The organism is Nitratireductor mangrovi (genome assembly GCF_007922615.2).
Lineage (GTDB): Bacteria > Pseudomonadota > Alphaproteobacteria > Rhizobiales > Rhizobiaceae > Mangrovimarina > Mangrovimarina mangrovi.
In genome coordinates, this window is the sequence record NZ_CP042301.2 from 596,668 (window position 1) to 609,599 (window position 12,932).

Consider the following 12,932-nt stretch of genomic DNA (forward strand, 5'->3'; position numbering starts at 1 on the left):
GCCTGCCCGCCGGGCGGCGGGCAGGCCGGGCCATTACTGCAGCATCATTCCGTCGGACGGAAGATAGGAGGCGTCGAAATAGAGGCTCGCATCCGGTTCGGTCTTGAACTCGTAGACCGACTTGGTCTGCTCGATGGCCTTGGCCATGCGGTCTGCGTCGACGCTGCCGATGCCGTTCGCCTTGACGTAGTCGGTCAGGACATTGGCGTCGATCGACATCTGCAGGCGCTCGGTCTCGAGCGCGGCGTCGGCGGCCGGGTTGCGCTTGACGAGGCTTTCGATCGCTGCTGCCGGGTCGGCGACGGCGTCTTTCCAGCCCATGGCGACCGCCTTCAGGAAGCCGGTGACCAGCGCCGGATTGGCCTTGGCGAAGTCGGTGTTGACGATGATCGCGTTGCCGTAGAGCGAAACGCCGTAATTGCTCATCAGAAGCACCGTCTGGTCTTCGAGCGGCACGCCGAGGCGCTTCAGGTTGAGCGTCGAGGAGAAGGAGAAGCCGGTGACGGCGGCAACCTTGCCTTCCGCCAGCATCGGCTCGCGAGTCGGGAAGCCGACCGGCTCGACGGTGATCTTGCTCATGTCGAGATCGTTCTCGGCGGCGAAGATCGGGAACTGCGCCCAGGCGCCGTCGGGCGGCGGCGCGCCCAGCACCTTGCCTTCGAGGTCCTTGGGTGCCTCGATGCCGAGCGACTTGCGCCCGACGACGGAGAAGGGCGGCTTGTCGTAGATCATCATCACGGCTGTGACCGGCGCGCCGGGGTTCTGGTCGAGGAAGCGCATCAGCGAATTGATGTCGGCGAAACCGACCGGAAACGCCCCGGTCGCGACCTTCGGGATGGCGTCGAGCGAGCCGGCGCCTTCCGAGATCTCGACCGAGAGGCCCTCGGCCTCGAAATAGCCCTTGTCGATGGCAACGAAATAGGGCGCGGCCGGGCCTTCGAACTTCCAGTCGAGGGCAAAAGGAACCTTCTCCTGCGCCCAACCCTGCGTGGCGGCAGCGGCGAACATCGTCGCCGCGATAAGCATCCGTTTGAACATCTGAACTCCCCATGCATCCTTTTGATGCTGCACCGCACATGGAAGCGTATGAACAATTTTTGATCAAGCGAAAAAGAAACCCGGATTTGCCTGCCTTTTGTGCAACCGCCGGATGTAGCAGTGGCGATGGCGTTCGTTCGGCGCCGTCAAGCCCGAGAGATCGAGCCGTCGCGATTGTCGCCGAAATCGTCAGCGATCTCTTCCCGCAGCCAGGCGAGGAAGGCGTTGAGCCTGGGCTCGTCGGCGGAAGAGGGTGCACAGACGAAATACCAGGCGAACGCCGTCGGCACCTCGGGGCCAAAGGGCCGGACGAGGGTGCCGGCCCTGAGGTCATCGATGACCAGCGAGCGGCGCGCCAGTGCGATCCCCTGGCCGGCGATCGCCGCCTGCAGCGCCATCGCGGTGTCGTTGTAGGACGGGCCCTTGCCGGCGTCCATGCCGGTAACGCCGGCCTGCTTCAGCCAGTGGCGCCAGTCCGGCCCGTCGCCGTCGCGACCCACCGAAAAGTCGTGGAGCAGCACGTGATGCGCCAGGTCGTCCGGCTGGCGTAGCGGCCTCGGCCCGTCGAGCAGGCGCGGGGAGCAGACCGGAAAGGCGAGGTCGTCCATCAGCAGTAAAGCGTGAAGGCCATCGTAGACGCCGCGTCCGACGCGAATGGCGACATCGACGTCTTCCGCCTCGAGGTCGACGAGACGTTGCGAGGTCGAGATCATCGGATCGATCTCCGGGTGCCGTTCGTTGAAGCGCGCCAGTCGGGGGATGAGCCATTTGGTGGCGAAGGACTGCAGCGTGCTGATCTTCAGTTGCGCAGAATCGCGGTCCGGCCGCAGCCGCCGCGTCGCGGTCGCCATCAGATCGAAAGCGTCGCTCAAAGGCGGCAGGTAGCCGACGCCGGCCCGTGTCAGCTCGAGCCGCCGGTTGTGGCGCCGGAACAGCTGGACGCCCAGCGTGGCCTCCAGCGCCTTGATCTGATGGCTGACGGCCGCCTGTGTCACGGACAGTTCGTCCGCGGCCCTGGTGAACGACAGGTGGCGCGCCGCGGCCTCGAAGCAGCGCAGCGCGTTGAGCGGGGGCAGGCGTCTGGCCATGGCGCTTTCACATTAGATTCTCTCATCTGAATTCTGAGAAATTGTCGTTTGCGATGCAAGCCCGAATTGACGACGCTGAAATCATCGAAGGTCTCCACTCTGGCGAGGCAGATCAGAAAAGCGAGGAAAAATGGCTGTTCTTTCGTTCAATTCGAGGGCGATGCCGCTCAAGACGGCAGGCGAGGCTGGGTCTACGGATGTGGCGCGCCGCCGCGCCAGCGCATTAGATTTCATGACCTTCGTGCAGCGCCTGTTGGCGTTGCCGTCGCGTTGGCGCCAGCGCGTTTGCGACCGGCGGCATCTGCGCGCTCTTGACGACCACGTTCTCGGCGACATCGGCGTCACCCGGGCCGAGGTCAACCGCGAGGCGCTGCAGCCGTTCTGGTGCGAGATGCGGTTGCGTCGCCGGGGTTGGTGAGAACGCCGCCGGGGCCCGGCCTCACGCGAAGCGCCTGGCGCCGGCGACACAGAGGACGACCAGGGCCGTCACCGCGATCATTGTCCAGGCCACCGGTTCGCCGAGCAGCAGGCCGGCCAGCGCCAGCCCGAAGAAGGGCTGCAGCAATTGCAGTTGTCCGACGCCGGCGATGCCGCCGAGCGCCAGGCCGCGATACCAGAACACGAAGCCGACCAGCATGCTGAAGACGGCGACGTAGGCGAGCCCGATCCACGCCGGCAGGCCGATCCCGCTCCATTCCGCCGGCAGCGTCGCCAGGGCGAGCGCCGCCATGACCGGCAGCGACAGAACAAGCGCCCAGGAAATCACCTGCCAGCCGCCGAGGCGACGCGACAGCGCCGCGCCTTCGGCGTAGCCCAGCCCGCAGACGAGGACGGCGGCCACCATCAGTGCGTCGCCGATGAGCGAACCTCGGCCGCCCTCGGCGAAGGCAAAGCCGGCGACCAGCAGGCTTCCGGCGACGGAGAACAGCCAGAAGGCGGGTTTCGGCCGTTCGCCGGCGCGCAGGCAGCCGAAGGTCGCCGTGCACAGCGGCAGGAGCCCGATGAACACGATCGAGCGCGCCGCATTGATGTGCTGAAGCGCGAGCGCCGTCAGCAGCGGAAAGCCGATGACGACACCGAGCGCCACGATGCCGAGCGGGCCGAGGTCGCCGCGTTCGGGCCGCCGCTGGCGCAGGACGGCAAGGGCCGCCACGCCCAAGAGGGCGGCGATTGCCGCCCGCGCCGAGGTCAGGAACAGGGGCGAAAAGCCGCCGACCGCGACGCGGGTCGCCGGCAGCGAGCCGCTGAAGATGATGACGCCGAGGAGCCCGCTGCCCCAGCCTGCCAGTGATGGTTTCATGCGAGTCTCCGAATTGCCGGAGCACGCTAGCCGGTCAGGGCTGGTGGTGACACAAACAGTCCGGTACAATTTCTCCAAACTGTACCGTTACGATTATCCAAACAGATGGGAGCTGACCTTGCGCGAGGCAGCGGGAACCCGGACCGCGACGGTGATGGAGGCGATCCGGACCAGGCTGGCCAGCCGGGCGCTGTCTGCAGGCGACCGGCTGCCCTCCATCCGCGGTTTTGCCGGCGCCATGGGCGTGTCGCCGTCCACCGTCGTCGAAGCCTATGATCGCCTTGCCGCCGAAGGGCTGATCCGCGCCCGCCAGGGGTCCGGCTTCTATGTCGCGAACCTGGCGCCGCCGCTGGCGTTGGCCGAGGTCGGTCCCAGGCTCGACCGCGAGATCGACCCGTTCTGGGTCTCGCGCCAGTCGCTCGACGCCGACGCCGAGACGGCCAAGCCGGGCTGCGGCTGGCTGCCCGCCGACTGGATGCCGAATGCAGCGCTTCGCCGCGCCATGCGGCGGCTGGCGCGGGCCGACGACAAGGTGCTGAGCGACTACGGCGCCACCCGCGGCCTGACCGCGCTGCGCCGGCTGCTGGCCAGGCAATTCGCCGGCGAGGGCCTGGATGTCGGCCCCGACCGCATCCTGCTGACCGGTTCGGGAACGCAGGCGATCGACCTCGTCTGCCGCTTCCTGTTGCGGCCGGGGGATACGGTGATGGTCGACGATCCATGCTATTTCAATTTCCGGGCGCTGCTCCGGGCGCACCAGGCGTCGGTGGTCGGCGTGCCGTGGACGCCGGGCGGGCCCGATATTGCCAGCTTCGCCGAACTGGCGGCGGCACATCGGCCACGGCTCTACATCACCAATTCCGCGCTCCACAATCCGACCGGGGCGACGCCGTCGGCGCAGGTCGCGCACCGTGTGCTGAACCTCGCTGCGGAGCACGACATGGCGATCGTCGAAGACGACATCTTCGCCGATTTCGAGCCCGAGCCGTCGCCAAGGTTGGCGGCGCTGGACGGGCTGTCGCGGGTGATCCGCATCGGCAGCTTTTCGAAGACGCTCTCGGCCTCGGTCCGCTGCGGCTACATCGCCGCGCGCGGCGACTGGATCGAGGCACTGATCGACCTCCAGGTCGCGACCAGCTTCGGCGGCGCCAGCCCGGTCGCGGCCGGGCTGGTCCACTCGGCGCTGAGCGACGGCAGCTATCGCAAGCATCTGGAGGCGCTGCGGCGGCGCCTGGCCCGTGCCCGGCGCGACATGGCCGGGAGGCTCGAGGCGCTGGGCGTTTCGCCCTGGCTGATGCCGCGCGGCGGCTTTTACCTGTGGTGCGGCCTGCCGGAAGGGTGTGACGCCGCCGCGGCCGCCCGTTCCGCACTCGCCGACGACGTCGTGCTGGCGCCGGGCGACGTCTTCAGCGTGTCGCAGACCGCGTCAGGCTTCATGCGCTTCAACGTCGCCCAGATGGGCGATCCGCACGTCTTCACCGTGCTGGAGCGTTCCCTGCGTGCCGCGAAGGCCTGCGGGTAGGGCTGCCGCTGCGGGATTGCCAGGCGGAGGAGACGCGGCACGGTCCGGCGTGCCATGCGCTACCCAGCGCACTTTCGTCTTGATTGATTAGGACAAGTGACCTAGAGATAGGACAAATGACCTAGAGGCGTGATCGGATGGCCGGTGGCGCTGGCGAAGGGAGAATGCTGATGGCGGCGACCGACACCCGCCGGCAGATCGTCGAGGCCGCCGACCGGCGCTTTTACGAACAGGGGTTCGAGGCGACGTCGTTTGCAGACATCGCCGCGGATGTCGGCCTGTCGCGAGGAAATTTCTATTATCATTTCAAGGCGAAGGACGAGATCCTCGACGCCGTGATCGCGCTACGTCTCGACAATACGAAGGCCATGCTGGAAGGCTGGGAGGCAGAGGCGGCGACACCGCGCGAGCGCATCGGCCGCTTCGTCCATATCCTGATCGCCAATCAGACGACGATCATGGCCTTTGGCTGCCCGGTCGGCACGCTGTCGAACGAACTCGCCAAGCTCGATCACGTTGCCAGGCGTGACGCGGCCGAACTGTTCATCCTGTTCCGCCGATGGCTCGCCCGCCAGTTTGCCGAGCTTGGCCGCACCGCCGACGCCGACGAGCTTGCCATGCATGTCCTGATGCACAGCCAGGGCGTCGCCACCCTCGCCGCCGCGCTCGGCGAGGAGGATTTCGTCCGCCGCGAGGTCGAGGCGATGGACGCCTGGCTGGATGCCATTGCAGCCGGAACCGAGCCGGCTTCGTCACCTGATTGACAGCCAACCACACAACGGAGTTCAAAATGTTCGTCGTCACCCTGAAATTTGCCGACAAGGCCAAGGCACCGCAGTTCATGGAAGGGCACAACGCCTGGATCAGGCGTGGCTTCGACGACGGCGTCTTTCTGCTGGTCGGCAGCCTGCAGCCCAATGCCGGCGGCGCGATACTGGCCCACAACGTCACGCGAAACGAGGTCGAGGCGCGCGTCGAACAGGATCCCTTCGTCGCCGAGGGCGTCGTCACCGCCGAGATCATCGAAATCGCCCCGGCGCGCGCCGACGACCGCCTGGCCTTCCTGGCCGCCTGACGGGCCGCCACGGTCGACGTCCCCGTCGGGCGGCGGAAGTTCAGGGATAGGTATCGAGATACTTTTCCAGCGACTGCAGGCCGCGCCGCATGTGCGCGTCGACCTCTTCCAGCATCAGTTCCAGACTGTCGCCGAGCGCCAGCCGGAGATAGCTTTCATGCGCGTCGCGGACAGGCGCGGTGCGTCCGTGCGCGCGCTGATGCACGGCCAGATAGAGCTGCATCCGGCTGGCGATGCGCTGCCAGCTTTCCAGAAGCAGGTCGTGACCGCACGCCTCGTAGACCAGCGCGTGGAAACGCACCTCCGCCTCGCTCGAGGCGACGTGATCGTTGAGCCCGAGCGTCGACATCAGCGTCTTGTGCCTCGCCGCAAGCTCGTCGGCGAAGGCCTTGTCTCGGCGGTCCCATATTTCCCGGAAGGCCAGCGTCTCGAGCGCGGTTCGCAGCGAATAGATCTCCCTGACATCCTTGGTCGAGAGCTTCAGGACACGGGTGCCGCGATAGGAAGCGGTCACGATCAGGCCTTCGGAGGCCAGCATCGCCATCGCTTCGCGCAGCGGCCCGCGGCTGACGCCGAAACGCGCCGCGAGTTCGGTCTCGGTGATCTGGCTTCCGGCCTCGATCTCGCCGCCGATGATGGCGCGGCGAAGCTTGGCCGCGATCTGGCTGCTGAAGGTTTCGCGCCTGACCGGAGTGATGCGCTGCTGGGCCGCCGTCGCTGAACCGTCCATGTCCTGCCTGCTCGTTCGCATATCCAAACCCGGTCGTCCGCGTTGCCACTAGCGCATGACCCATTGCTGATAGGCTTCGTTCACCTCGGCGGTGACCGGCCCCGGACGCCCGGCGCCGATCACGCGTCCGTCGATCCTGACCACCGGCGTTATGCCGCCGAGCGTGCCGGTGATGAAGGCCTCGTCGGCGGAATAGGCTTCCGCCAGGGTGAAGTCCTTCTCCAGGGCAAGCTCGCCGCGGTCCCGCCAGGCGTCGATCGTCGCCCGCTGCGTCAGCCCCTTGAAGGAGAACGAGCCGGTCGAGGTCCAGATCTCGCGGCCGCGTACGACGAAGAAGTTGGTGGAGTTGCAACTGGCGACGAAGCCGCGCGGATCGAGCATCAGCGCCTCGTCGGCGCCGGCATTGATCGCCTGGATCAGCGCCTGGATCAGGTTCAGCCGGCTGTGAGAATTGAGCCGCAGATCGAAGACGTCCGGCCCGCTGGTCCGGAATGTCGAGGTGAAGAGCGACAGGCCTTTCGCTTTCGCCTCCGGTCGCGGCGCCTTGTATTCGGCCACGATCACCAGTGTCGCCTTGCCGATCAGGAAGCGCGGATCCTGATTCGGCGTGCTTTTCATGCCGCGCGTCACCATCAGGCGGATATGGACGCCGTCCTCCATGCTGTTGGCCTCGAGCGTCTGCCGGATCGCGGCCTCGATCTCGTCGCGGGTACGGCCGATGTCGAGTGCGATCGAACCCGCGCCCTCGAACAGCCGGCCCAGATGCGCGTCGAGCTGGATGATCCGTCCCTTCTTGACGCGCAGGCCTTCCCACACGCCGTCGCCGAGCACGAAACCGCTGTCGAAGACGGAGACCACCGCCTTGTTCCGCGGAACCAGATCGCCGTTGACGTAGATCAGCACGTCTTCGTTGCGCGGGTCGGCGACATAGGCCTGTGCGCTGGCATTGTCCGTCATGAACTCGAAGTCTCCATCAGAACTGGAAGCGCTGGTGCTCGGCCAGGAACTGCCGGGTCAGCGGACGCTTCGGGTGCTTGAGAACCTCGTCCGGGGTTCCCGTTTCGTAGATTCCGCCTTCGGCGAGGAACACGATTTTCGTCGCCACGTGGTAGGCAAAGCCGATCTCGTGGGTGACCAGCAGCATCGTCCGGCCCTCGTTGGCGAGATGCTCGATGACGCTCAGGACCTCGCCGACCAGGGCCGGGTCGAGCGCCGATGTCGGTTCGTCGAAGAGCAGGATTTCCGGGTCCATGGCGAGCGCGCGGGCAATCGCGACGCGCTGCTTCTGTCCGCCGGAAAGCCGCGACGGGTAGGTGTCGGCCTTGTCGGCAAGGCCGACCCGCTTGAGTTCGGCCAGCGCCCGCTCGCGCGCCTTGGCCGCCGGGATGCCGCGCACCGTGACGAGCCCCTCGGCGACATTGCCCGCAACCGTCATGTGCGGAAAGAGATTGAACTGCTGGAACACCATGCCGACGCGCTGGCGCAGGGCGCATAACTCCCGTTCGGAAAACCGGGCCGGGCCGCCGCGCGAGCCGTCGCCGACGGGCTTGCCGCCGATCTCGATGGCGCCGCCGTCGGGCGTCTCCAGCACGTTGATGCAACGCAGGAGCGTGCTCTTTCCCGAGCCCGAGGCCCCGAGGATGGCGATTCGGTCGCCCGGCATGACCTGGAGATCGACGTTGGCGAATACGGTATGGCCGTCGAAGGATTTTTCCAGGCCGGTGAGGCTGAGGACGGGATCGGCCATGGTCAGTCGCTCCGTGCGAGGCGGCGCTCGACGGAGTAGGTCATGCGCACGATCGGGTAGAGGATGATGAGGAAGATGGCCGCCACGACCGTATAGACTTCCAGCGGATTGAAGTTGAGCGAGGCAATGAGCTTGCCCTGCTGCAGGAGCTCGACATAGGCGACGACGGAAGCGAGCGTCGACATCTTGAAGATTTCGACGCCGCGATTGGTGAGCGCCGGGATGATGCGGCGGATCGCCTGCGGCAGCACCACGCGACGCAGCGTCTGCAGCCCGCTCATGCCGATCGCCCTGGCCGCCTCCCATTGTCCGGGTTCGATCGACTGGATGCCGCCGCGATAGATCTCGGCCGAATAGGCGGCCGAATTCAGCGAGATGCCGAGGATGGCGGCCATGAACGGGCTGATCTCGATCGGCGCCAGGATCGGCAGCGCGTAGTAGAACCACAGGATCTGAACCAGCACCGGCGTGTTGCGGAAGAACTCGACGAAGGCCGTCGACAGCCACCGGACCGGACGGCTGCGCGAGCGCCGTCCGAGCGCCACGACGAGGCCGAGGCTCATGCCGATGACCAGGCAGACCGCGAACAGCCTGAGCGTGCCGACCGCGCCGATGGCAAGCGCCCACCAATTGTCGAAAACGCTCTCGAAGTTCCAGTTGTAGTTCATGCCGTGAACTCGCCGCTCCTGGCGAAGCGCCGCTCCACCCGCGAGGCCAGGAAGCTGATGAACGAGATCGCCACGAAATAGATCAGCGCGACGACCGTGAAGACTTCCAGCGGCCGGAAGGTCTTTTGCGCCAGTTCGTTGGCCTGGAAAAGGAGGTCGGCATAGGAAACGGTCGCCACCAGCGTGGTAGTCTTCATCAGCTCGATCGAGCGCTCCATCATCGAGGGAAACATGCGCTTGACCGCCTGCGGCAGGATGATGCGTCGCATGCACTGGTTGTGGCTCATGCCGATCGCCCTGGCGGCCTCCCACTGGCCCTTTTCGATCGAGACGATGCCCGCCCGGAAGATCTCGGCGAAGAACGCGCCGCTCTGGATCATGAAGGTGAGCGCGGCGGCGAGAAACGGTGTCATTTCCACCGCCAGCACGATCGGCAGGCCGAAATAGAACCAGAACAGTTGCACCAGCGGCGGCGTCGTGCGGAAGACCTCGATGATCACGCCAGCCGGCGCGCTCAGCCAGCGCCGGTGGGACAGTCTCGCCAGCGCCAGCAGCAGCCCGACGACGAGCCCGCCCGAAAGGGCGGTCGCCGTCAGGATGAGCGTGTTGCGAAAGCCGGCCAGAAGAAGGCCGCTTTCCGCCAGCACCGGCGAGAAGTCCCACTCATACATGGCGGCCGGCGCCTGCTAGAGCAGTTCCTTGATGATCGGCGGCGCCGCCTTGGGATCGAGGCCGAAGCCGGTCAGGAACTCCTCGTACCAGGCCTGGATCTTGCCGGACTGGTAATAGTCCTGCAGTTGTGTGTCGACGAAGGCCACGAAGTCGGCGTCGCCCTGGCGCACCGCGGCGCTGGTCGGGTTCGACTTGACCGGGGAGGGAACCACGATCTTGCCGCTGCCGAGCTTCTGGCGTGCAGCAATCAGCGGCGGATGGAACAGGCACACCGCATCGACACGGCCGGACTGGAAGGCGGCGATCGCCTCGGTATTGCCCGGGAAGCGCTGGATGTCGGCGTTGGCGACGTTCTCGGTCAGGAACTTGTCCATGCTGGTCGCCTGCGGCACCGAGATCTTCACGCCGGCCTTGTTGAGGTCTTCCCAGGTCGAAACCTCGAGCTCGTCCTTGGCGAGCACCGCCAGCGAATAATAAAGCAGCGGCGAATCCGGGAAGGCGGCTGCCTGTTTGCGCTCCTCGGTCGCGTCGAGAACGAACATGATGTCGATCTTGTTGCTCTGCAGCGCGGCCACCGCCGTGCCCCAGGTGACCTCGACCGGCTCGAATTCCACGCCGAGCGCTTCGGCCATGGCCTTGCCGGCCGAGACGCCGACGCCCGACGTCCATTCGCCGGTGGCGGGATCCTTCGAATACCAGGGCGGCGCCTGGGTGACGCCGACGCGCAGCGATCCGCGCGCCTTGATGTCGTCCATGGTGCCGGAGGCCAGAGCCGGGAGCGTTGCGCCAGGCATCGTCAGCGATGCCAGGGTCGCGCCGGCGAGCAATGAAAAGCTCCTGCGGGTGATCTTCATGTCGTGTTCCTTCCTCTTTTTTGTCCGCGGCCGAATAGCTGGGCTCGTTTATAGGACGCCGAGAATTGTCGATTGTCAACAATCGACGATTCTGCATCGGAACCAGCCGGGGTCAAACTCGCCCGGCAAACGTGTGAATCGCCTGCCATGCCGGGGAGAGTTCGGATGGTGCTCAAGCAAGGCGGCACGTGTCGGCGGCTCCCCGTCAACTCGCGGCCAGGTAGACACGTTCGTCGCTTGCGCGGTATTCTTGCTCCCTGACAACATGAGGGCCACCGGCATGAGTTCCGGGGAGCGGGCGGTTCGAAGGCTTGCTGCCATCATGTCGGCGGACGCGGCCGGCTATACGCGCTTGGTGCGTGCCGACGAGGCTGGCACGCGCAAGACGCTCAGAACCCTTTTTGACGATGTTTTCGCCCCGGCGATCGCCGGGCATGGTGGCCGGATCGTCAAGACCATGGGGGACGGGCTTTTGGCCGAGTTCAAGAGCGTGGTCGACGCGGTCGAATGCGCCGTGGTGCTGCAGGCGCGGCTGGCCGCGGAGAACGCAGACAGGCCCGCCGAGCGGCGTATCGATTTTCGCATTGGCGTCAATCTCGGGGACGTCATCGTGGAGGGTGACGACATCCACGGCGACGGCGTCAACGTGGCGGCGCGGCTCGAGCAACTCGCCGCGCCGGGCGGCGTGGCGATTTCAGGCGGCGCCTTCGATGAGGTCCGCGCAAGGCTGCCCTATCGCTTTGCGGATATGGGGCCACAACAGGTGAGGAATATCGTCGAGCCGATCCAGGCCTACCGTCTGGTGCGCGACGATCGCGCAGGAGCCGACGCCTTCCCGACAGTGGCGACGGACGCACCGGGAGGCGGGCTGCCTTCCGCTCGGGTCATGGCAATGGCGCTGATGGCATTCGCGCTGGTGCTGGCAGGCGGCTTCGGCCTGTGGCGAACCTGGCAGCCTGACTTCGCGCGTGCCTCGGTGGAGAACATGGCTTTTCCGCTTCCGGAAAAGCCGTCGATTGCCGTGCTGCCGCTCGACGACGTTTCGGGCGACGCTGCACAGGCCTATTTCGCCGACGGTCTGACCGAAGACGTCATAACCAGGCTCGCGGGCTTCGAGAACCTGTTTGTGATCGCGCGCAGCTCGACGGAAAAATATCGTGGCCGGGCCGCCGACATCCGCCATGTGGCGGAGGATCTGGGCGTGCAATATGTTCTGGAAGGCAGCGTGCGGCGTGCGGGCGACGATTTGCGGGTGACCGTCCGACTGGTCGACGCCCTGAAGGGGGCCAACATCTGGGCGGAGAGCTACGACCGCAAGATGGTCGAGGTCTTCGCGGTGCAGGACGAGATCACCTACGAGGTCGTTTCGCGGCTGGCGAGCAACGTCATGGCGGCGGAATTCTCTCGCCGATCCGGTGAGGGCACGCGCGACATCGAGGCCTACGATCTTTTCCTGCGTGGCTGGCACGTGATGCAGGTGCTTACGCCCAAGACCAATGCGCAGGGCATCGACTTGATGCAGCGGGCGATCGCGCGTGACCCGAACTACGCTCGGGCGATCGGACTGCTGGCGCTCGGGCATGCACAAAGCGCGCGCTTTCGCTGGACGGAGGACCCTTCCATCGCTGCCAAGACCGGCCTGGAACTTGCTCGTCGGGCCGTCGACATGGCACCCGATGACGATTTCACCCTGCGCATGCTGGGCAGTGTGCTCCGCCTCATTGGTGATCACGACGAGGCGATCGAGGTCAACCAGAAGGCGCTGGCGCGCAGCCCGAGCAATCCCCAGATTCTTCTCGGCCTTGCATTGACCTATGCCTATGCTGGCCGCCCACAGGAGGCGCTGGAAAGCATCGTGACGGCCGTGCGCCTGGACCCGTATTCACCGTCCCCGGCGCGGTTCCAGTTCCGGGGTGTCGCCTTGTACGTCAACGGGGACTATGAGGCCGCGGTCGAAGATTTCGCGCGGTTCCAGAAGGCCAATCCCGACCTCGTCATCAGCTATCAGTTCCTGGCAGCCGCATATGGCCAACTCGGCAGGGCGCAGGAGGCGGCGGCCACCCGACAGGAAGTGCTGAAGCGTATACCGAACTTCACGATAGACGGCTTCTTGAAGAGCGCGCATCTGCGTGGCATCGCCAGGGAACGTGTCGTCGAAGGCATGCGCAAGGCCGGGTTCCCGGAGGGCGGACCGAGCTGAGATCGCACCCGCTGGGCCACGCTCGGGGTTGCCGTCCT

Annotated in this window: 14 protein-coding genes; 5 read left to right on the forward strand and 9 right to left on the reverse strand. The window is 66.1% G+C overall.

Features of this window, described 5'->3' with window-relative positions:
* Positions 1-33 precede the first annotated feature (33 nt).
* On the reverse strand, positions 34-1,038 hold the full coding sequence (locus tag FQ775_RS02815) for an ABC transporter substrate-binding protein (protein WP_146297471.1): 1,005 nt from the start codon (positions 1,036-1,038) through the stop codon (positions 34-36).
* 146 nt (positions 1,039-1,184) lie between these two features.
* Complete coding sequence (locus FQ775_RS02820) at positions 1,185-2,126, reverse strand: transcriptional regulator GcvA (RefSeq protein WP_146297468.1); 942 nt, start codon at positions 2,124-2,126, stop codon at positions 1,185-1,187.
* A gap of 130 nt (positions 2,127-2,256) precedes the next feature.
* Here FQ775_RS02820 and FQ775_RS23860 point away from each other — a divergent pair, with 130 nt between their 5' ends.
* Complete coding sequence (locus tag FQ775_RS23860) at positions 2,257-2,544, forward strand: DUF1127 domain-containing protein (RefSeq protein ID WP_246730253.1); 288 nt, start codon at positions 2,257-2,259, stop codon at positions 2,542-2,544.
* 21 nt (positions 2,545-2,565) lie between these two features.
* On the opposite strand, the gene FQ775_RS02830 is transcribed toward FQ775_RS23860, so the two are convergent.
* On the reverse strand, positions 2,566-3,426 hold the full coding sequence (locus FQ775_RS02830) for a DMT family transporter (RefSeq protein ID WP_146297466.1): 861 nt from the start codon (positions 3,424-3,426) through the stop codon (positions 2,566-2,568).
* Positions 3,427-3,544: 118 nt separating this feature from the next.
* Between FQ775_RS02830 and FQ775_RS02835 the strand changes: the two genes are divergently transcribed.
* From FQ775_RS02835 to FQ775_RS02845, 3 genes are all read left to right on the forward strand, one after another.
* Complete coding sequence (locus tag FQ775_RS02835; protein WP_167812750.1) at positions 3,545-4,948, forward strand: aminotransferase-like domain-containing protein; 1,404 nt, start codon at positions 3,545-3,547, stop codon at positions 4,946-4,948.
* A gap of 170 nt (positions 4,949-5,118) precedes the next feature.
* Complete coding sequence (locus FQ775_RS02840; protein ID WP_146297464.1) at positions 5,119-5,712, forward strand: TetR/AcrR family transcriptional regulator; 594 nt, start codon at positions 5,119-5,121, stop codon at positions 5,710-5,712.
* A gap of 26 nt (positions 5,713-5,738) precedes the next feature.
* Positions 5,739-6,023: a YciI family protein gene (locus FQ775_RS02845; RefSeq protein WP_146297462.1), complete on the forward strand. Its 285-nt coding sequence runs from the start codon at positions 5,739-5,741 to the stop codon at positions 6,021-6,023.
* A 40-nt stretch (positions 6,024-6,063) separates the two neighbouring features.
* Here FQ775_RS02845 and FQ775_RS02850 read toward each other — a convergent pair whose 3' ends face one another.
* From FQ775_RS02850 to FQ775_RS02875, 6 genes are read right to left on the reverse strand one after another with little or no spacing between them, the layout of a single operon-like run.
* On the reverse strand, positions 6,064-6,753 hold the full coding sequence (locus FQ775_RS02850; RefSeq protein ID WP_146297460.1) for a GntR family transcriptional regulator: 690 nt from the start codon (positions 6,751-6,753) through the stop codon (positions 6,064-6,066).
* Positions 6,754-6,801: 48 nt separating this feature from the next.
* Positions 6,802-7,710 carry an aminotransferase class IV gene (locus tag FQ775_RS02855; RefSeq protein WP_146297458.1) on the reverse strand — a complete coding sequence of 303 codons (909 nt, stop codon included), beginning with the start codon at positions 7,708-7,710 and terminating at the stop codon, positions 6,802-6,804.
* 16 nt (positions 7,711-7,726) lie between these two features.
* A complete protein-coding gene (locus tag FQ775_RS02860; protein WP_146297456.1) occupies positions 7,727-8,500 on the reverse strand; it encodes an amino acid ABC transporter ATP-binding protein in 774 nt (257 codons plus the stop codon).
* A gap of 2 nt (positions 8,501-8,502) precedes the next feature.
* Positions 8,503-9,168 (reverse strand): amino acid ABC transporter permease, encoded by a 666-nt coding sequence (locus FQ775_RS02865; RefSeq protein WP_146297454.1) that lies wholly within the window; start codon positions 9,166-9,168, stop codon positions 8,503-8,505.
* Complete coding sequence (locus tag FQ775_RS02870) at positions 9,165-9,839, reverse strand: amino acid ABC transporter permease (protein WP_146297452.1); 675 nt, start codon at positions 9,837-9,839, stop codon at positions 9,165-9,167. The genes FQ775_RS02865 and FQ775_RS02870 overlap by 4 nt, the downstream gene beginning before the upstream one ends.
* Positions 9,840-9,854: 15 nt before the next feature.
* A complete protein-coding gene (locus FQ775_RS02875) occupies positions 9,855-10,694 on the reverse strand; it encodes a transporter substrate-binding domain-containing protein (RefSeq protein WP_146297450.1) in 840 nt (279 codons plus the stop codon).
* A gap of 280 nt (positions 10,695-10,974) precedes the next feature.
* On the opposite strand from FQ775_RS02875, the gene FQ775_RS02880 reads away from it, so the two are divergent.
* Positions 10,975-12,894 (forward strand): adenylate/guanylate cyclase domain-containing protein, encoded by a 1,920-nt coding sequence (locus tag FQ775_RS02880; RefSeq protein ID WP_167812751.1) that lies wholly within the window; start codon positions 10,975-10,977, stop codon positions 12,892-12,894.
* Positions 12,895-12,932 lie beyond the last annotated feature (38 nt).